Origin of the sequence: Rhizobium sp. L1K21, from assembly GCF_024055895.1 — a bacterium.
Classification (GTDB): domain Bacteria; phylum Pseudomonadota; class Alphaproteobacteria; order Rhizobiales; family Rhizobiaceae; genus Ensifer_A.
In genome coordinates this window covers 276,610-298,987 of record NZ_JAMXLE010000004.1, presented here as the reverse complement: position 1 = coordinate 298,987, position 22,378 = coordinate 276,610, and the positions used below count along the sequence as shown (strand labels likewise).

The window sequence follows — 22,378 nt, the reverse complement described above, 5'->3', positions numbered from 1 at the left end:
AGATAAAGCCCCCAGATAGCCGGCGGGCCACATTTGGCAGTGCATTTGCCACCGCCTCCGATCAACATATGGGAGGGCTCTGAATTTTTTTAAAGAGGTTTAAATAAAAAACCCCGGTGTGGCCACCGGGGTTTAATAGGCGCTTATTCGCCGGCCTCTGCAAGGGCAGGCTCGCCGGAAGAATCGCCCGACGAATCGGAACCCCCTTCCTGCTTTTCACCACCCTCGGCATTGTTCTGCTGGCGACGGGGACGACGCTGACGCTGCTGCCGACGCGGACGCTCCGGCGCGTTCTGCTGCTCTTCGTTTTCCAGCGCCACTTCAGCAGGCACACCATCAATTACCGGCTGCGGACCGCTGCCATCAGAAGCGTTATCAGCGGACGTGTCCTTGCCGGTCGTCTGATTCGCATCGTCAGAGCCGTCCGAACCTTCATTATCCGAATGATCCGAATTGTCGGAGCGATCATCGCGCTGGTAACGTTCCTGCATCTGTGCCTGGGCGGCCGCAATGATGCGATTATAATGCTCGGCGTGCTGCAGATAGTTTTCCGCCATCACCCGATCGCCGGACCCCTGTGCATCACGTGCCAGCTGGGCATATTTTTCGGCGATGTGCTGAGCCGTACCACGGATTTTAACATCCGGACCGGAACTGTCATATGTCCGCGTCAGCGGATTTGCACCTTTACGGCCGTTGTTGTTATTGTTGTTATTATTGTTATTACGTCCGCGGCCGCGCTTATTCTGCTGTCCTGACCTCATATAAAACTACCTGATTGTTTCCGCTCACAATTATGACATGGCGCGAAGCATCTGCCCCAAACGAGCGTATCCCCAGAGCTGAAAACCCCCGCCATCGCGCAAACTTGCTTATCGTGAAAGCTCGAGTGCCATTTCCATCTCAGGAAAGGCTTATCTCATCAACTCTTTTTTGAGAGCAAAAGCCTGAGCCGAAAACCAGCAGGAATCAAATCGTCCGCCTTGTTTCGCTCGGTGCGCAAGAAGGACCCTATCGTGCCTGCCGCTCAATTCCAAGTATTTTTTTCAATCACCCTCAAATTTAAGGGATTTTCACGTAAATTTTTCAAAGGCCGAACAGCAAAACCCGGTCATGGCCGCCCAGATCCTTCACACATCTACGAAAAACAAACCCGCTTTCCGTAAAAATGCCAGAAACATCAATCCTTTGCTGCCAGCCGATTTCCACGGCAACAAACCCGTTTTCGTTGAGAAAACCTGCTGCATTTTGCGCAATCGCCCGGTAAGGGGCCAAACCATCCGGCCCGCCGTCAAGAGCGGCCCGTGGATCAAATTGCCGCACTTCAGGCGCGAGCCCCTCAATCTCATCTGATTCGATGTAAGGCGGATTGGAAACAATCAGATCAAACCGCCCTTCAACATTCTCAAACCAGTTGCTGATCCGCGCTTCAAAGCGCGCTGAAAGCCCCAATCGTTCGGCATTTTCCTGAGCCGTGGCGACCGCGCCCTCGGAAATATCGCAACCAACACCGTGCGCCTTTGGAAGCGCATGAAGCAACGAGAGAATGATTGCGCCCGTGCCAATACCGAGATCGAGAATTCGCACATGCCCGCCATTGTCGCCGACCGCCTCAAGAGCCGCATCCACCAAAATTTCCGTATCGAGGCGCGGCTCCAGCGTATCCGCGGAAAGCTTGAAGTTCAGGCCATAGAAGGATCGCTCGCCGAGAATGCGATAAACCGGCTCACCGGCAAGCCGCCGCTTGACTGCCACTTCAATGCGTCCGCATTCTTCCGCACTCAACACCTGCCGGTCATGAAGAATAAGCTCGGTTGCCGAAAGACCGAGAATGCCGGAAACCAGCACCCGCGCATCCTGCGCCGCTTCGCCAAACCCTGCCTGCTCGAAGCGTCGCCGCACATCTTTCAAGACAGAAGCGATATCCGATGGCTTATCCATTCGCGAGCTGCGCCAGTTGCTCGGCCTGATAATCGGCAATCAGCGCGTCCACCACTTCGTCGAGTTCGCCTTCCATCACCCGGTCCAGCTTGTAGAGGGTCAGGTTAATTCGGTGGTCCGTCAGCCGGCCTTGCGGAAAGTTGTAGGTGCGGATGCGCTCGGACCGGTCGCCGGAGCCAACCTGACTCTTGCGCGAAGCGGAGCGCTCGGCATCAGCCTTCTGCCGCTCAATGTCATAAAGCCGGGCTTTCAAAACCTGCATGGCCTTGGCGCGGTTCTGGTGCTGCGACTTTTCCGAACTCGTCACCACAATCCCGGTCGGCAGGTGGGTAATGCGCACAGCCGAGTCCGTGGTGTTCACATGCTGACCGCCAGCACCAGAAGAACGCATCGTATCGATCCGGATATCCTCCGCACGAACCTCGATATCAATATCTTCCGCTTCAGGAAGAACCGCGACGGTAGCCGCAGAGGTATGAATGCGCCCGCCGGCTTCCGTTTCCGGAACCCGCTGCACGCGATGGACGCCGGATTCGAACTTCATCTTGGCGAATACCCCGCGCCCGCTGACAGTTGCGATGATTTCCTTATAGCCTCCCGCTTCGCCTTCGCTGGCGGAAAGCACCTCCACCTTCCAGCCATTGGCGGAAGCATAGCGTTCATACATGCGAAAAAGATCGCCGGCGAAGAGCGCGGCTTCAGAACCCCCGGTGCCTGCACGAATTTCCAGAATGGCGCTCTTCTCGTCGGCGGCATCCTTGGGCAGAAGCAGAATTTGCATCTCATCTTCCAACCCCTCGATGCGCTCTTTCAGATCCGGAATTTCCAGCTCCGCCAGCTCGCGCATTTCTCGGTCATTGGATTTGTCGGCAAGAAGGTCTTCAAGGTCGGCAAGTTCCTGCTCCGCCTTCTGAAAATCCCTGATTTTCTTTACAACAGGTTCAAGCTCGGAATATTCCGCGGCAAGTTTGACATAGACGTCGGCTGCCGGCCCAGCCGACATACGCGCCTCGATTTCACCGAAACGGCGCTCCAACTCGCGCATCTTCTGAACAGGAAGTTTGGCCATTTCGAACCTAGAGATGAATATCGTTGGCTTCGGCAAAATGCTGAAGCGTCTCGCGCAGCGGCGTCTTCGACGTCGTGTCGTCGAGGGCCGAATTGATGAGCGCAGACAGCTTGCCCACATCCAGCCCCAAAAGCATGGCCTTGATCGGTCCGATTGAAGCCGGTGACATCGAAATGGACCGGAACCCAATACCCATCAGCGCCATCGAAGACAGCGGCCGCCCGGCCATCTCCCCGCACAGTGTCAGCGGCAGCTTGTTTCGCTCGGCCGCACGCACGATATCCCGCAGCATTCTGAGAAATGGCCGGCTCAAAACATCGAATCGGTCGGCAACGCGCGCATTGCCACGGTCTACCGCCATGGCAAACTGGAACAAATCGTTGGAACCGACCGAAACGAAATCAACAGCAGCCATCAGTTCGTCAAGCTGCCACATCAGCGAGGGAACCTCGAGCATGGCACCAAGCTTCAGGCTTTTGGGCAATTCGTAGCCGCGTGAAGAAAGAAACTCCATTTCCTTCTGCAGCAACTTGCGCACCTCGGTGATTTCCCAAACCGCCGTCACCATCGGTATCATGATCTTCAATTCACGCCCCGCAGCCGCGCGCAAGAGCGCGCGCAACTGCATGCGCAAAAGCCCGGAACGGTCAAGCGCCAAACGGATCGCCCGCCAGCCGAGCGCCGGGTTTTCCTCTTCCGCCCCGCGGAAATAGGGCACCACCTTGTCGCCGCCAATGTCGAGCGTGCGGAAAGTCACCGGACGTCCCGCTGCATTCTTCAGCACATTCCGGTAAAAGGCTTCCTGCTCGTCAACCTTCGGCATGGTCGAGGCAATCATGAACTGCAGTTCGGTGCGGAAAAGGCCGATGCCTTGCGCGCCCGAACCATCAAGCTGCGGCAGATCGACCAGAAGACCCGCATTCATCAACAGATCGACCCGCACGCCATCGGCAGAAATCGGCTCCACCGAGCGCAGGGCGAGAAACTGTTCCTGACGGCGCGCCCTGAAGCGGGCCTTTTCCTCATAGGAGTTCTGCAGATCAGGCAGCGGCCTCAGATGAACCTTGCCATCATCACCATCGATGATCACCGGATCGCCGTTTTCGGCCAGCGCCACCACGCCGGCGGCCTGGCCGACAACCGGCACACCCATCGCACGCGCCACAATCACCACGTGGCTTGTCACCGCGCCTTCTTCCAGCACAAGTCCGCGAATGTTCTCGCGCGGATAGTCGAGAAGTTCAGCAGCCCCCATGGCGCGCGCGACAATGATCGCGTCATTCGGAAATCCGTCATCGCCGCCTTTCGGCCCATAACCGGTCAGCTGGCGAAGCAGGCGATTTGCGAGATCTTCAAAATCATGCATGCGCTCGCGAAGGTATGGATCGGTCAGCCGGATCATCCGTGCCTTGGTGTCGCTCTGAACCTTCTCCACTGCCGCTTCCGCCGTCAGGCCGTTGCGGATCGCCTCTTCCAGCTTGCGCACCCAGCCCCGGTCATGAGCAAACATACGGTAGGTTTCCAGAACCTCGCGATGCTCGCCTTCCATGGACACATCACGTCGCGAAAGCAGGTCATCAATGGAAATCCGCAGCGACCCAAGCGCCTCGTTCAGACGCTTGAGTTCGTGTTCCGCATCATCGTTCAAGAGGTTGGTCACGACGATACGCGGCTCATGCAGCACCACATATCCCAGACCAAGACCATCACCGTAGCTGTCGCCGTCAACGGTCACCGGGCGGCTCGTGTCCAGTTCCATGCCCGGTTTGGCGATCTTTCTCAACTCGCCGGTCGCAATCATTTCCGCCACCACCATGGCGATGGTTTCAAGCGCCTCGACCTCTTCCTCGCGATAGGTACGGCGCTCCTTGTTCTGCACGACAAGAACGCCGAGCGCACGGCCCACGCGCAGGATCGGCACGCCGAGCCAGGAATGATAGATCTCTTCGCCCGTCTCCGGCAGATAACGGAAGGCCGGGTGGGATTGAGCGTCGGAAAGGTTCAACGGCTGGGCACTTGCGGCAATCGTACCGACAAGACCCTGGCCCATCTTCAATTGTGCGTGGTGAACGGAGTCCTTTTTCAGACCCTCTGTGGCATAAAGTTCGAGAACCCCATCGGCGCGCAGAACATAGACGGAGCACACTTCCGCAACCATGTTCTGGGCAATATGCCGAACAATCTGGTCAAGTCGCTCTTGCGGCTCAAGCGGTTCCGCCATGAGCTCTCTGAGCCGCCTGAGCAGAGTGCGCGGACCCCTTGGAAGGTCTGCCATGCGCTACCGCTCCCCGAATTTATCAACCGCCGATCTCGCCCGCCGTCATCAACGGCCAAGACAAAGATCAAACTCTCAAATCAGCTTTTATCGAGACCGTAGCAAGAATGCAAAGTGCGTACAGCAAGTTCTGCATACGGGCCGTCAATAAGAATAGAAATCTTGATTTCCGACGTGGTGATCGCCTTGATGTTGATGCTTTTTTCGGCAAGCGCCTTAAATGCAGTCGCAGCCACGCCCGCATGGCTTCGCATGCCGATACCGATCACGGAAACCTTCACCAGGCCCGATTCGCTTTGAATGGCATCAAAGCCCACTTTTTCCTTGTTGGCGTTCAGAACCGAAATGGCCTTTTCAGCGTCGCCGGATGGCACGGTAAAGGTCATGTCCGTGTGGGACCCGTCTTCGGAAATATTCTGAACGATCATATCAACATTGATATGCGCATCGGCCAGAGGTCCGAAAATGGCCGCCGAAACGCCGGGACGGTCGGAAAGCCGCCGCAGCGAAATCTGTGCCTCATCCTTGGCATAGGCGATACCGGTTACGACTTCCTGTTCCACGATTTCATCCTCGTCACAAATCAAAGTGCCCGGCGGGTTGTCAAAGTCGCCCATACCCGGAGCATCGGGGTCTTCAAATGAGGAGCGCACAAACGTGCGGACCTTGTGCACCATGGCCAGTTCCACCGAGCGCACCTGCAATACCTTTGCGCCCAGCGAAGCCATTTCCAGCATTTCTTCAAACGCGATCTTCTTCAGGCGGCGCGCTTCCGGCACAATGCGGGGGTCGGTCGTGTAAACGCCATCCACATCCGTGTAGATGTCGCAGCGGTCGGCCTTGAGCCCAGCCGCCAGCGCCACAGCGCTTGTGTCAGACCCGCCCCGGCCAAGCGTGGCAATGCGGTTGTCGGGACCAATGCCCTGGAAACCGGCAACCACAGCCACCTGGCCCAGTTCCTCGAAACGACGGATCATTTCCGTACCGTCGATTTCCATGATCCGTGCTGCGCCGTGGGCATTGTCGGTCTTGATCGGAATTTGCCAACCCTGCCATGAGCGCGCGTCGATCCCCATGGACTGAAGCGCGATTGCCAGAAGGCCGGATGTCACCTGCTCGCCGGAGGCAACAATCGTGTCATATTCGCGCGCATCGTAAAAAGGAGAGCTTGCGCCGGTCACCTTCGGCATGGTGCGAACCCATTCCACCAGCTCGTTCGTCTTGCCGGCCATGGCCGAAACGACGACTGCGACCTGATGGCCTGCATCCACTTCCCGTTTCACATGGCGCGCCACCCGGTGGATGCGTTCCAAATCTGCGACGGAAGTTCCGCCGAATTTCATGACGATACGTGCCATTTCGAAGTCCGGTCCAGACGCGCCAGTCGGCGCAATACGCGATGCCAACAATCAAAAGCTCGACCCCATTGAAAAGGGCCGAGCCAAATTACGCGGTCTCTTAGCGAAAAAGCGCGAAGACTGCAACGCCCTCGCGCCATCACCTGAAAGCTTATCCCTCGCGCAGCGGAGAAATCTGAACTTCCACGCGGCGGTTGGCTGCACGTCCGGCTTCCGTCGCATTTGTGGCAATCGGCTGGTTCGGGCCAAAGCCAACAGCAGACAGACGGCGCGCTTCGACACCCTGATTGATCAGGTAGGACGCAACCGAGATCGCACGCTGTTCAGAAAGCTGCTGGTTATGCGCCAGCGAACCGGTGGAATCGGTGTGACCATTGATATCAACCAGTGTCTTGTTGAATTTCTTCAACACGATCGCCACGGAATTCAGTGTCGGATAGAACTGCGACTTGACGGCAGCCTGGTCGACATCGAACGTAACGTTCGATGGCATGTTCAGGATAATACTGTCCCCGTTGCGGGTCACTGAAATGCCGGTTCCCTGCAACTGCGCGCGCAGTTCGGCTTCCTGCTGGTCCATATAGTTGCCCACCAGACCGCCACCGAGCGCGCCAATACCGGCGCCGATCAGCGCTGCCCGGCGATTTTCAACACCGTTGCCGCCGCCGATGGCAAGTCCAGCCAAAGCGCCAACACCAGCGCCGATCAGGGCGCCGCCAGCAGTGTTCGACGTCTTCTGCTCGCCGGTATATGGATCGGTCGTCGTGCAAGCCGAAAGAAAAGCGGCGCACATGCCGACAACAACAATCTTCTTCATCATAATCTGGGTGTCCCTCTATGCGAATTTGCAAATTGTGGCGGGATCATAACCGCTGAAGCGGCGATTTGAAGGCAATATTAGCGCCACCACCACGTTTTTTCCAATCGCGCCCACCAGGCCGGGCTTGACATTGTGGCCGTGCCGTCCGACTTCAAAAGGCAAAAGACGGAGTGATCACGATGAGCGAACCGGCAAAAACCACGATCGATCAAAGCGAAGTCGACCGCTTTTCCGCCATGGCCGCGGAATGGTGGAGCCCCACGGGCAAATTCAAGCCCCTCCACAAGTTCAATCCGGTTCGCCTGAAATATATCCGCGACCAGGCCTGCGCCCATTTTGGCCGTGATCCCAAAGCACCGAAAGCGCTTGAAGGTTTGCGCGTCCTCGACATCGGCTGCGGCGGCGGACTTTTGAGCGAGCCGGTATCGCGCATGGGCGCCAGCGTTCTGGGCGCAGACGCCTCCGAAACCAATATCGGCATTGCCAAAACACATGCCGAACAGAGTGGCGCAATCGTCGATTACCGTGCCGTCACCGCCGAAGAGCTTGCTGCCGCCGGCGAACAATTCGACATCATCCTGAACATGGAAGTCGTCGAACATGTCTCTGATGTGGATTTCTTCATCTCCACCTGTGCATCCATGGTGCGCCCTGGCGGCCTGATGTTCGTCGCCACGATCAACCGCACCATGAAGGCTGCGGCTCTTGCTATTGTGGGCGCTGAATATGTTTTGCGCTGGCTTCCCCGCGGCACGCATCAATATGAAAAGCTGGTGCGCCCGGAAGAAATCGAAGGCCCGCTCTCTGCCTCCGGCATGCAGATCAAGGAGCGCACCGGCGTGTTCTTCAATCCAATGGCAAACCAGTGGAACCTGTCGCGCGATATGGATGTCAATTACATGCTGCTGGCTGAGCGCCCTGCCTGAAAATAGCCGCCAGTCTCAGACTTTCATGGCAAGAACGGCAGTCAGCTTTTCGCGCTGCCCACGCGCATTATAGGCTTTGAGCGCTTTCACAGTTGAGCGGTCGATGGTGGCAGGACGGCCATCGGAATCGAATGGCACCTTGAAATCGAAGGCAAAGGCACTCGGCCCGTTGTCATGCAGATATTCAAACCGTTCCACCGCCTCGCTCCACGTCGGAAGCCGGTCTTCGTCAACCCACCACAAGACAACAGCAGGCCATTCACGCTTGCGATTCCAATGGTGGCCATGTTTCAGCGCGTTTGCGTGGACGCCACTATAGGTGAACGCCATCAGCGTTTCGATGTCGCGCCAGACCGAAAGCTGTGACAGCCCGCTCTCCAGACCTGAACCCTTTATGAAACGGGGAAAAACCTGCTCGCCCCAGGCACCGCTCTCGTCTGAATCGTATTTAGAGCGGGCAACAAACCCCAGTGCTTGTTCCGCGGCTTCAAAATTGAGCGGTTCTCTAAGGTTGAAACCTTCAAAGGATGGGTCCTCGAGACTCTTGCGCGGCAAGCCAAAATTATAGCTCGCCAGATACATCAGTTGGCATCTTCCGGCAGATGGGGAAGCGGCATGATTTCAATGCCTTCTTCCAGCAGGGAACCTACGTCCTCAGCTGTGGCCTTGCCCATGATGCCACGCGCATCCGTTTCACCGTAATGCATCTTGCGCGCCTCCTCGGGAAAGCGTTCACCCACATCCTCACAATTGTCCCGAATGGCTTTGACCGCCTGCTTGAGCGCAGCCACCATTTCAACCGGCACATGACCGGCGGTCATATCGGCGGTCTTCGGCACTTTCTTCTCACTGGTGGCAACGGAAGGGGCCATCAAGCGCTTTTCGACATTCGAGGTGCTGCAATGCGGGCATGTCACAAAACCTGCCTGCTTCTGCGTATCGAAATCCGAACTGGTGGAAAACCAGCCCTCGAAATCGTGGCCGTCAATGCATCGCAACGCATATTTGATCAATTGGCTGAACCTCCAGCCGTGACCATGCTGACTTCGAACGCCCTGCCGTTTTTCAGATTGGGTATCTTCTCGCGCGCACTCGCCACGGTCTCAAGATCAATATCGGCAACCACAATGGCTTCGCCCTCACCGTTGGCGGCGGCAACAATCCGGCCCCAGGGATCGATGACCATGGAATGGCCGAATGTCTCACGCCCGTCTTCGTGAAGGCCGGCCTGTGCAGCGGCAATCAGATATGTACCGTTTTCGATAGCGCGCGCCCTCAGAAGAACCTCCCAATGCGCTTCGCCGGTTTGCTTCGTAAAGGCCGCAGGTACGGTCAATATCTGCGCACCCGCTTGCGCCTCCTGGCGGAACAGGTGCGGAAACCGGACGTCATAGCAGATGGCAAAACCGAGTTTGCCGAATGGCAGATCAGCCACGACAGCCGCTTCACCGGGGCGGTAGGTCGAACTCTCACGCCAGCTTTCGCCATTGTCCAGATCGACATCGAACATATGGATCTTGTCGTAACGCGTAATGATTTTTCCATCCGGGCCGAACAGAAACGCTCGGTTGGCAATCTTGCCATCATCGAGAAGAATGGCTGTCGAACCGATATGAAGATACACCTCATGGTGTGCGGAAAGCGCTGCCGCAGCCGAAACAATCAGGTCTTCGTTCTCGTTTTTCAAAACGCTCATCAAGCCGGGTTTGCTACGTTGCACCGCGCCGGTCATTTCAGGCGTCTGCACATAGGTCGCGCCGCGTTTCACCGCCTCGCCAACCATCCGCTCCAGCGTTTTCACGTTGACTGCCGGATCAACCCCGGAGCACATCTGAATTGCAGCAACTTTCATATGCAGAGCCCGTCTTTCAAGATTATGCCAGAAGTGGATCAAGACCGCCTGCAGCATCAAGTGCATGCAGGTCGTCGCAACCGCCGATATGTTTATCGCCGATAAAAATCTGCGGGAACGTGTTGCGGCCCGAGCGCTGCATCATTTCATTCCGAAGCGCAGGATCAAAACTCGCGTCATGTTCGACATAATTTACGCCCTTCTGGTCCAGCAAGCGTTTCGCTGACGAACAGAAGCCACACATCTGGCGCGTATAAATAACGACATCGGCCATAGGATTCTCCAGAAATTGCCCGGCTATCACGACCGGAACCGTTGATCACACTTGATTATGATATGGTTTCGGGCAGCGCCATTGCAAAGGTCACAACGCTAATATCCTGCGGCTTGGCCCTTCGTAAAGCCCTTGTGCAGGCCGAAACGGTGGCGCCTGTCGTATAAACATCATCGACCAGCACAAGCTTCTTGCCGGCAAACCGCATCCGCCCTTCATCGCTCAGTGCAAAGGCACCGCGCACATTCTCCTCGCGCTGGCGCAAGCCCAGCCCCACTTGTTGTGACGTCCGGCGTTTGCGGATCAACTCGTGCACAGCCATCGGTGTTCCCGACAATTGGCTCAATGCGCGCGCCAGTTCAGCAGACTGATTGAACTGCCGGACGAAAAAGCGCGATCGGTGCAACGGCACCGGAATAATGAAATCAGCGTCTCTCACCGCATCGCCCGCAGCACGCATCATCCACCCCGCCATCATCGTCGCCAGCTCAAGACGGTCCCGATACTTCAGATTTTGGACAATTGACCGCGCAGGCCCGCTATAGGCGACAGCCGCGCGCAGGCGGTCGAACGGCGGTGGATTGGCAATGGCGTCCGCTGACAGAATGCCGTCACCGAGATCATGGGAGAACGGCGTGCCGAGAACCTCGCAATAAGGTCTCTCGATAAAGCGCACGCCCGTCCAGCACTGCGGACAAAGCGCATTCGCCTGCGCGCTCAAACGCCCGCAGGCGGCACAGGCCGGAGGAAAGAGAAAATGGGAGACGAGCCGCACTGTGTGCCGCGCAACACCTTTCAATGCTCCATTGATCGCGATCGGGGTCTTCTCCATGCATGGACATTATACCCAAGCAAACCTATATGCGAGCCTCAGGTCACAAAGGCATACACTGCAGATGCAAAACACATTCGATGAAGAACAGATTGCCGCCAACCGAAAGCGCGCCATGACGGCCGGCGATGATGGTGCGGCCTTTCTTCTCAACCTTGTTGCCGAAGAACTTGCCGAGCGCCTCACCGCCATCGAACGCAAATTTCCCGAGGCCGTCGAACTGCATGGGTTTACCGGCATCACCGCTGAAAAGCTGGTTCAAACCGGCAAGGTCGGTACAATCAAGCGTGTTGAAAGCCCTGCTTTGGGGACAGCACCCGATGTCACCGCCTCGCTGGAACATGTGCCGCTGGAGCCGCAGTCGGTCAATCTCATCGTTTCACCACTGGCCGCGCACCTGACGAATGATACACCCGGCCTCTTCATTCAGGCGCTTCGGGCGCTCAAGCCTGACGGCTTGTTCATGGCAGCCATCCCTGCCACCGGCACACTTGCCGAACTGCGTGAAGTGCTGCTTGCGGCAGAAGATGAGCTTTATGGCGGTGCAAGCGCCCGCGTCATTCCTTTTGCCGATATCCGCGATTTCGGTGGTCTGCTCCAGAGAGCCGGTTTTGCCCTGCCTGTTGTCGACAGCGAAACCTACACGGTTCGCTACGATTCCCTGTTTCCGTTGATGCGCGACCTGCGCAACATGGGCATGTCAAATCCGCTCGTCAGCCGTTCGCGCAAACCTGTTTCGAAACGCTTCTTCATGCGCGCAGCCGAAATCTACGCCGAACGCTTTTCCGATCCGGATGGCCGCATCAGAGCCACCTTTTCCATTGTTTACATATCCGGCTGGGCACCGCACGAGAGCCAGCAAAAGCCGCTGCGCCCCGGCAGCGCCAATGTCAGCCTCGAAGAGGCGATAAAGGCGGTCAGGAAGTCGTAAGTCTGTTGGACTCAGGGCTTGCCGGTGGTAACCGTGTTCCCGATATAGGAGAATGTGGCGTTAAGATTGTTCCCAAACAAACTTACGCCGGAGATCAGACTGGCACCGATCAACACCGCGATCAATCCGTATTCCACGGCGGTTGCACCGGATTTCTCCGCCCAGAGCTTTTTCAAAAGCCTCATCATACCAGTCCCCTGTCACTACGCGCTTTGAAAAAGCTTCACTTGCAATCGTTCTGCGGTCCCACACTCTCGATGATGCAGACACTTCCCGGCATTTCCTGAAGCACACTGCGACGAACCACATATTCACGCACACCATCCCGCTTCTTGATCGAGCCGGTGGTGATATTGTCAAAGGCAGGCATATCGGAATTGGCAAACTGCAAGCCTTCCGTCCGCTCAACCAGCATCGGTGTCACGATCATGGTAAAAGCCAGAACGGCCAGGCCAAAAAGCAGCGCAGCATTCAACGCGCCGCCCCTGGCACGGTTGGGCTGCACTTTTGCTTCTTCTCTGAAACTTTTCCAAACGTTCTGTTCAGACATCGCGTCTTGAGGCTCCGGTTCGACCGACCAAGTTACTGACTACCAAAACAGGTTAAACTTTCAGTTAACGTTATCAATTTGAGACTCGGAAACGACCTGGCTTTTGCCTGAATGGCTTTGGAAGATTAAGCCATTTCAAGCTTGCTTCAGGCTAAAGCTTTGCAGGGAGCGATGTGGTCGAGATTTCCCGTGAAAACAGGAACCCGGATAGGCCCACAGGACTTAAAGCAGGTCCTGGAGAAACGGAATGATCGGCTCATCCGCCGGCGGCATCGGGTAATTGCGCAGGTCCTGCGGCTTCACCCACTTGATTGCCTGCCCTTCCGCGCCGCGGGCGATACCCTCATACCGCCGGCAGATGTAAAGCGGCATGAGGAGATGAAATGTTTCATAGGTATGGCTGGCAAAGGTCAGCGGCGCAAGACAGGCCGCCTTTGTGGAAATTCCCAGCTCTTCCTGCAGTTCGCGGATCAGCGTCTCTTCGGGCGTTTCGCCGGGCTCCACCTTGCCACCCGGAAACTCCCAAAGTCCGGCAAGGTTCTTTCCTTCTGGCCGCTGGGCCAACAACACCCGATTGTCCGCGTCCACCAACGCGCAAGCCGCAACAAGCAGGATTTTGCGTTCTTCAGCCATCAGATTTTTGCCCTTCGCCAATACCGGTAACGATAGGCTTCCTCAAAACCAAGTTTCTTGTAGAGGGCTATGCCCGCTTCGTTGGACGCCTCCACCTGAAGCCAGGCCGTCAAGGCGCCGCGCAGCTTGGCCCAGCGCAAGGCACCCGCAGTAATGGCAAGACCAATGCCCTTGTGGCGCATTTCCGGCAGCACAGCCACCTGCTGAAGACCTGCCAGATTGCCGTCGCGCACACAAAGTGTCACGGCTTGAACGCCCGCCCCTTCATGCTCCGTAAAGAACATGCCCTTTTCCGGCTCAATCGCTTCAATCATACGCAACATCGCATCGTAGGACCGGGCAAATTTTGAATCGATCTCGGCACAGGCGTCGGCAAACAGCACAGCATCCTGGCTCGGCAGAAGATCGACACCTGCGTCGATCTGACTGCCTTCAAGACGCATGGTTTGAACGATCGATTCCGCCTCAGCAACGAAACCGTTTTTCTCAAGCACTGCATTGACGTCAGGCGCGCAAAGCGGCGTCTCTTTCACCACAAAAGGAATGTCCGCCGCTGCAAAAGAGGCTTCGATTGCAGCGAGCCGCTGTTCAATATTGCCGGTATCACCCGGATCGAGCGGCACAAGGCAATTGGCACGCTTTGTCAGGTTACCGGGCGACTGCCGGATCTGCCAGCTGCCATCATAGCGCACCACCTCTGCCGGCCAGGCACGAAACCCTGCTGCCTCAAAACGCCTGACAGTTGGCAAATTGTTCCTTGCAGGTGTCTGCATCAAGGGGGCACTCACTGATCAGCTGCGGTAGTCACCATTAATGGCGACATATTCCTTTGTTAGGTCGCAGGTATAAACCGTGGCCGTCCCCTCTCCGAGCCCCAGATCCACACGAACCGGTATATCCTCCAGCTTCATGACGGCAGACGCGGCAGCCTCCGAATAATCCGGATCGCGCTCCCCATCAACGGCCACCCGCACATCACCGAACCAAATGGCGAGCCGGTCGCGGTCGGCCTTCTCCCCGGCCTTGCCAACAGCCATGACAATACGGCCCCAATTGGCGTCCTCGCCGGCAACCGCTGTCTTCACGAGCGGCGAGTTGGCAATCGAAAGCGCAATCACCTTCGCCGCCGCATCGCTTTCAGCGCCCGTCACGGTGATTTCCACCATCTTGCGCGCACCCTCGCCGTCACGCACCACCTGCAGAGCAAGGTCCTTCAGGAGATCGTTCAGCGCGCTACGGAACGCAGAAAGCACTTCATCGGATGCACTTTCAATCTTTGGCTGACCCTCATCAGCGGCAGCGCCCGTCGCAAACAGCATCAGCGTATCGGATGTCGAGGTATCGCTATCGACGGTGATGGAGTTGAACGAGGGGCCAACCCCTTGCGAAAGCAGAGCCTGAAGCACCACTGACGGGATGGCGGCATCCGTAACCACGAAAGACAGCATCGTTGCCATATCCGGCGCAATCATGCCCGCACCCTTGGCAATCCCGTTGATCGTGACTTGAGTTTCGCCGATCTTGACGCTGCGTGTTGCCACCTTGGGATAGGTGTCGGTGGTCATGATTGCCTTTGCAGCTTCAAACCAGCCGTCTTCCTGCGCATCCACGACCAGCGTATCGAGAACACCGGCAAATTTCGTCGCATCAAGCGGCTCGCCGATAACACCCGTCGAAGCGAGAAAAATCTCACCCTCGCTGCAGCCTGCTGCTGCGGCAGCCGCGCTGGCTTCCAGTGCGGTAGCTGCCGCCCCCTTCTTGCCGGTAAAAGCATTTGCATTGCCGGAATTTACCACGAGCGCACGCGCAACCCCGCCAGCCAAATTCTTGCGGCAGAAATCGACCGGAGCCGAAGGGCATTTGGACTTGGTGAAGACGCCTGCGACCGAGGCCGGCTGGTCGAACACCATCATCATCAGATCTGTGCGGTTGTTGTATTTGATGCCTGCAGCCGCTGTGGCCATTCGCACACCGCGCACAGGCGGCATTTCGGCAAAGCTTTTCGGTGCAAGGGGTGAGACGCTCGCGGACATGGCAAAACCCTGATCAAAGAAACCGGGGCGGCCAAAACCGCCCCGCAACGACAATATTACTGTTGTGCCTTGGTGACTTCGTCGTAACCCTTTTTCAGGTCTTCATCCTTGATGTCGATTGTCGTCTCGGACTTGAGCTTCTTCAAAAGGTCGACATAACGGTCACGCACGATCAATTGGCGGATCTGATCCTTCACCTGATCAAGCGGCGGCGGTGCAGCTTCACGCTTGTCTTCCACCTTGATCACATGAAAACCGAACTGCGTTTGAACCGGCGTCTTTGTATATTCGCCCGGATTGAGCGCGAATGCAGCCTCTTCAAACGGCTGTACCATGCGGCCAGGGCCGAAATAGCCGAGATCACCACCATCGTCCTTGCTCGGACCTGTGGATTTTTCCTTGGCAAGCGTCACGAAGTCGGCACCCTTGTCGAGTTCGGCGATAATCGCCTTGGCCTCATCTTCGGTCTTCACGAGAATATGGCGGGCATGCACCTCGGTTTCCGCCGGCGCTGCAGCAACTTCCTTGTCGTAACGCGCCTTGATGTCCTCGTCGGAAACATCACCGACAATATTGGTGCGAAAATAGGTATTGTGAAGCTCGTGCTCGCGAAGAAACTGCATACGGCTCTTGAAGTCCGGCGTGTCGGCAAGGCCTTCTGAAGCTGCAAGCGCTGCAACAACCTTCACATCAATGGCTGCCGAAAGCGCCGCGATGCGCTTCTGCTCCGGCGGCAGGTTGGCCAGCTGCGGATCGAGATTGGCAACACCCAGCGCCAGTTCGGATTCGTGGATTTCCATGTCGCCAACCTTGGCAACCACCGGATCGTCACCAGCAGCATAAGCGGTGGAAACCTGCACACCCATGGCAGCGGCCAAAACCAGCCCGGCAATTCCTGTCTTGAAGAACATTACGTACCTTTCGCTCCAAAAACCGATCTTTACATCTCCGGCCCGTCGCCGTTTCGACGCAAAAACCATCTAAATTCAAACCTCGTAGCGCTTCAAAAAAGGCATTTTCAAGCTGAACAGCCATGTTTGAGCCGCTTTAATCGTCTGACGCACATTGCAAAAATCGAAGCCAATTGCTCGGCTCTGATTATCCCAATGCCTGGAAAACAGCCTTTAGGCACTGAAAACAAAGGTTTTTTTACCCATGTTTTGCGCCAAGCACCATGTGTTGAGCGGGTTACGGAGGTAACATTTGCCGCAGACACGAGTGGCAAGTCCCGTTGACATCAAATTGCCCCCCTCTTATCTGTCACGCAACTTCAAGTCCAGAACAGTTTCAGGGCGGGAGCGAAAACGGGCTTCATTCTTGAGTCTGCAGTCACGCTCTCCTCACGGATTAAAGATTAGAAAGGACCATTCAATGGTCAGCCTTGGCGGTATTGCCAGTAAGATTTTCGGCTCGTCCAACGAGCGTAGAATTAAGTCATACAGGCCAAAGGTGGCTGCAATCGGCGCTCTGGAAGAGGAGATGCAGGCACTCACCGACGAGCAACTCACCGCCAAAACGGCAGAATTCAAAGCAGCGCTCGCCGACGGCAAGACACTAGATGACATTCTCATCCCGGCATTCGCAGTCGTCCGCGAGGCAGCGAAACGTGTTCTCGGTATGCGTCCCTTCGATGTACAGCTCATCGGCGGCATGATCCTTCACGAAGGCGGCATTGCAGAAATGAAGACCGGTGAAGGTAAAACGCTGGTCGCTACCCTTCCCGTTTATCTGAATGCACTTGCCGGCAAGGGCGTCCATGTCGTGACGGTCAACGACTATCTGGCAAGCCGTGACGCCGGCCAGATGGGCAAGCTTTACGGCTTCCTCGGCCTGACCACCGGCGTGATCGTTCATGGTCTCGACGATCAGCAGCGCGCAGCCGCTTATGCCTGCGACATCACATACGCCACCAACAACGAGCTTGGCTTCGACTATCTGCGCGACAATATGAAATATGAGCGCCGCCAGATGGTTCAGCGCGGCCATTTCTTCGCCATCGTTGACGAGGTGGACTCCATTCTCGTCGATGAGGCGCGCACGCCGCTCATCATTTCAGGCCCGCTGGACGATAAATCCGATCTCTACACCACCATTGATGCTTTCATCCCGAGGCTGACCGAGGACGATTACGAGATCGACGAAAAACAGCGTTCTGCCAACTTCTCAGAAGAAGGCACCGAAAAGCTGGAAAACCTCTTGAAAGAGGCCGGCCTCCTGAAGGGCGAAAGCCTCTACGATGTGGAAAACGTCGCGATCGTTCACCACATCAACAATGCCTTGAAGGCCCACAAGCTTTTCACCCGCGACAAGGACTACATCGTCCGCAACGACGAAATTGTCATCATCGACGAATTCACGGGCCGCATGATGCCGGGCCGCCGCTATTCCGAAGGCCAGCACCAGGCGCTCGAAGCCAAGGAACACGTGGCCATCCAGCCCGAAAACCAGACGCTGGCGTCCGTCACCTTCCAGAACTATTTCCGCATGTATGACAAACTGGCCGGCATGACCGGCACGGCCTCCACGGAAGCGGAAGAATTCGCCGACATCTACGGCCTCTCAGTCGTGGAAGTCCCAACCAATCTGCCGATTGCGCGTATCGATGAAGACGATGAAGTCTATCGGACAGCAGAGGAAAAATACAAAGCCATCATCGAGGAAATCAAAGCCTGCCACGAAAAGGGCCAGCCGGTTCTGGTCGGCACCACCTCGATTGAAAAGTCCGAACTGCTGGCAACGCTGTTGAAACAATCCGGCTTTGACAAGTTTGCCGTGTTGAACGCACGCTACCACGAACAGGAAGCCTATATCGTCGCGCAGGCCGGCGTGCCGGGTGCTGTCACCATCGCCACCAACATGGCAGGCCGCGGCACCGACATCCAGCTTGGCGGCAACGCCGAAATGCGCTTTGAGACCGAGCTCGGCGACATGGAACCGGGTCCGGAGCGTCAGGCCAAGGAAGCGGCCATCCGCGAGGAAATCAAGGCTCTGAAGAAGAAGGCGCTTGATGCCGGCGGGCTTTACGTTCTGGCAACCGAACGTCATGAAAGCCGCCGTATCGACAACCAGCTGCGTGGCCGATCCGGTCGTCAGGGTGACCCCGGTCGCTCGAAATTCTACCTGTCGCTTCAGGACGATCTGATGCGCATCTTCGGCTCCGACCGCATGGACGGCATGCTGCAGAAGCTTGGCCTCAAGGAAGGCGAAGCCATTGTGCATCCCTGGATCAACAAGGCGCTTGAGCGCGCCCAGAAGAAGGTTGAAGCCCGCAACTTCGACATCCGCAAGAATCTTCTGAAATATGACGATGTTCTCAACGATCAGCGCAAGGTCATCTTCGAACAGCGCATCGAGCTGATGGATGCAGAAGACCTCGAGGAAATCGTGACCGATATGCGTCACGAAGTCATCGACGTTCTGGTCGGAACCCATATCCCGGAACGCGCCTATGCCGAACAATGGGATGCGGAAGGCTTGAAGGAAGAGCTGCGCACATTGCTCAACCTTGACCTGCCGGTTGAAGCCTGGGTTCAGGAAGAAGGCATTGCCGAGGAAGACGTGCGCGAACGCATCATGGAGGCCGCGGACAAGGCTTCTGCCGAAAAGGCAGAACGCTTCGGCGGCGAAGTGATCAATTATGTCCGCCGCTCCGTCCTTCTGCAGACGCTGGACAATCTGTGGCGCGAACATATCGTCAATCTCGACCATCTTCGTTCTGTCGTCGGCTTCCGCGGCTATGCCCAGCGCGATCCGCTCCAGGAATACAAGCAGGAGGCCTTCGAGCTGTTCCAGGCCCTGCTGGCCAATATGCGCCGCATGGTCACCGCCAACATGTCGCATGTCGAAATCATGCAGCAGCCGCAAGAGCCGGAGCTGCCACAGATGCAGGCGCACCACATCGATGGCTCTACCGGGCAAGATGAGTTTTCCGACAGCCAAGCAGGCCGCGATCCAAACGATCCGACGACCTGGGGCCGCGTTGGCCGCAACGAGCCCTGCCCCTGCGGTTCCGGCAAGAAATACAAACATTGCCACGGCCAGATCGAAGCCTGAGACCTGTCGTCATGAAAATCCAAAGGCCGGAGCGAAATCCACCCGCTCCGGCCTTTTCGTGTCTGCAATCCAAACCCTTTGTTAACGCTGAGAATGCCACAATAGCGTGTCGACAAACGGAAATCGAAACCAGACTTCATGGCCATGCTGCAGCAGCCGGAAAATCATGTTCGGGGCGGATATCGGGTAAAGCTTGAAAAGCTGGCCGCGTCACTGCACGAGGTCATGAAGGGCACTGATCCGCAGGCGCGGGCCCAGCGCATGGCGCTTTTTGCCTTTGCCATCCGCGTCACCGGCGCTGCAATCGCCTTCCTGTCTCAGGTCATCCTCGCGCGGCTCATGGGCGATTTCGAATATGGCATCTTCGTTTTCGTCTGGGTGCTTGCCATTCTGCTCGGAAATTTTTCGTGCCTGGGGTTTCACACCGCCATCATCCGCTTTCTGCCGCAATATCAGAGTGCAGGTGACAATGCGAAAATACGCGGTCTGGCATCTGCTGCGCGCACCATTGCCATGCTTGCCGCCACGGGCGTGGCTGCCGTTGGTGCCGCCGGTCTTTACGTGTTCGGTGATTTTGTCGAATCCTACTACGTTATTCCACTCTATCTCGGTGCCGTCTGCCTGCCGCTGATTGCACTCGGCGACGTCATGGACGGAACGGGGCGTGCAAATGCCTGGCCCATCGGCTCGCTGGCACCGACCTTCATTGTCCGCCCCACGCTCATCATCGTCTTCATGGTCATCGCTGCCTGGCTCGGTGCAGAACACACTGCGCGCGTCGCCATGATTTGCGCCCTCGCGGCTACTTATGTCACCTCCATCGGGCAATTCTTCATCGTCGCCTGGCGCATGCGCCGAAATTTCCCCTCGGACATGCGCGAAACTGAAATTCCGCTCTGGTTTCGCATGGCCTTGCCGATCTTTCTCATTGAAAGCATCTATTTCCTGCTCACCAATTCGGATGTCGTGGTTGTCGGCATTTTCTTAACGCCCGAACAGGTAGCCATCTATTTTGCCGCCGCGAAAGTCATGGCGCTGGTGCACTTCGTCCTCTTCGCCGTCAAGGCTGCCGCAAGCGCCCGCTTTTCGGCAATCTATTCGGAAGGCAACCGGCAGGACCTGGCCGATTTTGCCGTGCAAGCCGCACGCTGGACTTTCTGGCCGTCCCTCGCCATCGGTCTTTTCATCCTTGCCATCGGCAATTTCCTCCTGTCCCTCTTCGGCCCGAACTTCACCGAAGGCTACACCATGCTCACGATCCTATTGATCGGTATCCTCGCAAAGGCGTCCATCGGGCCAGGCGAAGGCCTGTTGACCATGGCCGGCGAGCAGAACCTTTGCGTCAAGATCTATGCATTCGCGCTTGCCTCCAACATCACACTCAGTGTCCTGCTCATTCCGCTGATCGGCCTTCCTGGCGCTGCAATCGCAACAGCGGGTGCCATGATCATCGAGGCAACCTTGCTTTCGCTCGGCGCCTATTTCAGGCTCGGCTTTCTGCTAACCGCTTTTTCAAGACCAATCCTTTCAGCCCCTGCGGGCAACGGCAAATGACATGACTATGGAAACGGGATTACCAGACCAAAATCCGATGCTCGAAAATATCGGGATCGACCTGGAGCGTGACGCACCACTTGCCGGTGAGCAGAGCATTGCTGTCGGTCGTGAGGGTCGCGCCGTCCATTTTTATCCTGCAACCGTCGGCTATGAATTGCAGGACGAACTCGATTATCTCTCCAATCGATCGATAGAGCGCAACGTCTTCTTCACAGGCCGTTTTCTCGCCCCCGCTTTGCCGCGCCTGGAAGACCGAAGCATCCGCATGGCCATCCTTCGGGATGAGGCCAACGGCAAATACCGTGCCCGTATTCTCATGCCCTACACGATTGAACGCCCCGGCTTTGCCATGGGTGCGCCCATCATTCGAACATGGTCAAACGCCTTCGGTCCATTGGGAACACCACTGGTGGACGCTGAAAATGCTGCCGAAAGTATCGATGATTTCCTCGAGGCACTTGGCAGGCCTGAAGCGAAAAAACCGCCGGTTCTCGTCCTGCCGGATGTCCGCCTTGATGGCCAGGTAACCCAGCTCTTCCGCGCCATTGCCATGAGCAAGAACCTGCCGGTCACCCAGGCCTCGCTTTACGAGCGTCCGAAGCTCGAAAGCCTGCTCGATGGCGAGGCCTATCTCGCCAACTCCTTTTCTGCCAAGCATATGCGCAATTTCGCGCGCCTGTGGCGCAAGCTGGAAAAGCAGGGCTCGCTCTCCTACCAGGTTGCCCGTCAGCCGGAGGAAATTCGCCAGCGCATGGAAGAATTCCTGATGCTGGAAGCCGCCGGCTGGAAAGGCCGCAAGCGCTCGGCGCTGGTCAACGACCGTTATCACGCCGCCTTTGCGCGCGAAGCCGTGCACAACCTTTCGCAAACCGACAATGTGCGTATCCACACAATCGACTTCAACGGCAAGGCGATCGCCTCCCTCTTGGTGTTCCTGATCGGCGGCGAAGCCTACACCTGGAAGACAGCATTCGATGAGGCCTATGCGGCCTATTCGCCAGGTGCCCTCTTGATGGCTCAGGTGACCGAATGGCACTTGGATGATGCCAACATCGTGCGAACGGACTCCCTGTCTACACCCGAGCATCCAGTCATGAGCCGCTTCTGGAGAGAGCGTTACCAGATGGGCACGCTAGTGATCGGCCTGCAGCCAAACACCGACCGCGATATTCGTCAGGTAGCCTCTCAGTTGCACCTCTATCGCAACACGAAAAACGTCGCCCGCAGCATCCGAAACCGCATCATGTCGCTGCGCAACAGATAGCCGCTATAGC

Annotated in this window: 22 protein-coding genes; 5 read left to right on the top strand and 17 right to left on the bottom strand. The window is 56.9% G+C overall.

The genetic code is table 11. The annotated features are described in order from the left end of the window. Positions 1-143: 143 nt before the first annotated feature. The 6 genes from NHF56_RS18490 to NHF56_RS18465 form a co-directional block, all read right to left on the bottom strand. On the bottom strand, positions 144-764 hold the full coding sequence (locus tag NHF56_RS18490; RefSeq protein ID WP_252807323.1) for a DUF4167 domain-containing protein: 621 nt from the start codon (positions 762-764) through the stop codon (positions 144-146). A 322-nt stretch (positions 765-1,086) separates the two neighbouring features. After that, a complete protein-coding gene (prmC, locus tag NHF56_RS18485; protein ID WP_252807321.1) occupies positions 1,087-1,941 on the bottom strand; it encodes a peptide chain release factor N(5)-glutamine methyltransferase in 855 nt (284 codons plus the stop codon). Further along, positions 1,934-3,010, bottom strand: a complete 1,077-nt coding sequence (gene prfA, locus NHF56_RS18480; RefSeq protein ID WP_252807319.1) for a peptide chain release factor 1 — start codon at positions 3,008-3,010, stop codon at positions 1,934-1,936. The genes prmC and prfA overlap by 8 nt, the downstream gene beginning before the upstream one ends. A 7-nt stretch (positions 3,011-3,017) precedes the next feature. After that, positions 3,018-5,285 (bottom strand): phosphoenolpyruvate--protein phosphotransferase, encoded by a 2,268-nt coding sequence (ptsP, locus tag NHF56_RS18475; RefSeq protein WP_252807318.1) that lies wholly within the window; start codon positions 5,283-5,285, stop codon positions 3,018-3,020. Between the two features lie 80 nt (positions 5,286-5,365). Beyond that, complete coding sequence (locus NHF56_RS18470; RefSeq protein ID WP_252807317.1) at positions 5,366-6,643, bottom strand: aspartate kinase; 1,278 nt, start codon at positions 6,641-6,643, stop codon at positions 5,366-5,368. Positions 6,644-6,794: 151 nt separating this feature from the next. Beyond that, positions 6,795-7,463, bottom strand: a complete 669-nt coding sequence (locus NHF56_RS18465) for an OmpA family protein (protein ID WP_252807314.1) — start codon at positions 7,461-7,463, stop codon at positions 6,795-6,797. A 179-nt stretch (positions 7,464-7,642) separates the two neighbouring features. Here NHF56_RS18465 and ubiG point away from each other — a divergent pair, with 179 nt between their 5' ends. Continuing rightward, positions 7,643-8,389, top strand: a complete 747-nt coding sequence (gene ubiG, locus NHF56_RS18460; RefSeq protein ID WP_252807313.1) for a bifunctional 2-polyprenyl-6-hydroxyphenol methylase/3-demethylubiquinol 3-O-methyltransferase UbiG — start codon at positions 7,643-7,645, stop codon at positions 8,387-8,389. Positions 8,390-8,404: 15 nt separating this feature from the next. On the opposite strand, the gene NHF56_RS18455 is transcribed toward ubiG, so the two are convergent. The 5 genes from NHF56_RS18455 to NHF56_RS18435 are packed head-to-tail and all read right to left on the bottom strand — an operon-like array spanning position 8,405 to position 11,347. After that, complete coding sequence (locus tag NHF56_RS18455) at positions 8,405-8,971, bottom strand: DUF3291 domain-containing protein (RefSeq protein ID WP_252807310.1); 567 nt, start codon at positions 8,969-8,971, stop codon at positions 8,405-8,407. Next, positions 8,971-9,402: a DUF1178 family protein gene (locus NHF56_RS18450; protein WP_252807308.1), complete on the bottom strand. Its 432-nt coding sequence runs from the start codon at positions 9,400-9,402 to the stop codon at positions 8,971-8,973. Before NHF56_RS18450 ends, NHF56_RS18455 begins: the two co-directional genes overlap by 1 nt. Continuing rightward, entirely contained in the window at positions 9,399-10,247 is an 849-nt protein-coding gene (locus NHF56_RS18445; RefSeq protein ID WP_252807352.1) for a carbon-nitrogen hydrolase family protein, read from the bottom strand. The genes NHF56_RS18450 and NHF56_RS18445 overlap by 4 nt, the downstream gene beginning before the upstream one ends. Before the next feature lie 16 nt (positions 10,248-10,263). Further along, positions 10,264-10,515, bottom strand: a complete 252-nt coding sequence (gene grxC / locus NHF56_RS18440; protein ID WP_252807306.1) for a glutaredoxin 3 — start codon at positions 10,513-10,515, stop codon at positions 10,264-10,266. 55 nt (positions 10,516-10,570) lie between these two features. Continuing rightward, positions 10,571-11,347, bottom strand: a complete 777-nt coding sequence (locus NHF56_RS18435; RefSeq protein ID WP_252807304.1) for a ComF family protein — start codon at positions 11,345-11,347, stop codon at positions 10,571-10,573. Positions 11,348-11,411: 64 nt separating this feature from the next. Between NHF56_RS18435 and NHF56_RS18430 the strand changes: the two genes are divergently transcribed. Next, on the top strand, positions 11,412-12,278 hold the full coding sequence (locus NHF56_RS18430; RefSeq protein WP_252807302.1) for a methyltransferase domain-containing protein: 867 nt from the start codon (positions 11,412-11,414) through the stop codon (positions 12,276-12,278). Positions 12,279-12,289: 11 nt separating this feature from the next. Here NHF56_RS18430 and NHF56_RS18425 read toward each other — a convergent pair whose 3' ends face one another. The 6 genes from NHF56_RS18425 to NHF56_RS18400 form a co-directional block, all read right to left on the bottom strand. Next, the gene (locus tag NHF56_RS18425) at positions 12,290-12,466 is read right to left on the bottom strand and encodes a Flp family type IVb pilin (protein ID WP_252807300.1); all 177 of its coding nucleotides are present in this window, start codon (positions 12,464-12,466) and stop codon (positions 12,290-12,292) included. A 35-nt stretch (positions 12,467-12,501) separates the two neighbouring features. Then, the gene (locus tag NHF56_RS18420) at positions 12,502-12,828 is read right to left on the bottom strand and encodes a hypothetical protein (RefSeq protein ID WP_252807297.1); all 327 of its coding nucleotides are present in this window, start codon (positions 12,826-12,828) and stop codon (positions 12,502-12,504) included. A gap of 222 nt (positions 12,829-13,050) precedes the next feature. Further along, positions 13,051-13,461 carry an 8-oxo-dGTP diphosphatase MutT gene (gene mutT / locus NHF56_RS18415; protein WP_252807296.1) on the bottom strand — a complete coding sequence of 137 codons (411 nt, stop codon included), beginning with the start codon at positions 13,459-13,461 and terminating at the stop codon, positions 13,051-13,053. Next, positions 13,461-14,234 (bottom strand): GNAT family N-acetyltransferase, encoded by a 774-nt coding sequence (locus NHF56_RS18410; RefSeq protein ID WP_252807294.1) that lies wholly within the window; start codon positions 14,232-14,234, stop codon positions 13,461-13,463. Before NHF56_RS18410 ends, mutT begins: the two co-directional genes overlap by 1 nt. 18 nt (positions 14,235-14,252) lie before the next feature. Then, a complete protein-coding gene (gene argJ, locus NHF56_RS18405; RefSeq protein ID WP_252807292.1) occupies positions 14,253-15,494 on the bottom strand; it encodes a bifunctional glutamate N-acetyltransferase/amino-acid acetyltransferase ArgJ in 1,242 nt (413 codons plus the stop codon). Between the two features lie 56 nt (positions 15,495-15,550). Further along, positions 15,551-16,405, bottom strand: a complete 855-nt coding sequence (locus tag NHF56_RS18400) for a peptidylprolyl isomerase (RefSeq protein WP_252807290.1) — start codon at positions 16,403-16,405, stop codon at positions 15,551-15,553. Positions 16,406-16,865: 460 nt separating this feature from the next. Between NHF56_RS18400 and secA the strand changes: the two genes are divergently transcribed. The 3 genes from secA to NHF56_RS18385 all read left to right on the top strand — a co-directional run bounded on the left by secA (position 16,866) and on the right by NHF56_RS18385 (position 22,368). Continuing rightward, positions 16,866-19,547: a preprotein translocase subunit SecA gene (gene secA, locus NHF56_RS18395; RefSeq protein ID WP_252807289.1), complete on the top strand. Its 2,682-nt coding sequence runs from the start codon at positions 16,866-16,868 to the stop codon at positions 19,545-19,547. Positions 19,548-19,685: 138 nt separating this feature from the next. Further along, on the top strand, positions 19,686-21,101 hold the full coding sequence (locus NHF56_RS18390) for a lipopolysaccharide biosynthesis protein (RefSeq protein ID WP_373456336.1): 1,416 nt from the start codon (positions 19,686-19,688) through the stop codon (positions 21,099-21,101). A 37-nt stretch (positions 21,102-21,138) separates the two neighbouring features. Beyond that, the gene (locus tag NHF56_RS18385) at positions 21,139-22,368 is read left to right on the top strand and encodes a GNAT family N-acetyltransferase (protein ID WP_252807350.1); all 1,230 of its coding nucleotides are present in this window, start codon (positions 21,139-21,141) and stop codon (positions 22,366-22,368) included. Positions 22,369-22,378: the final 10 nt, after the last annotated feature.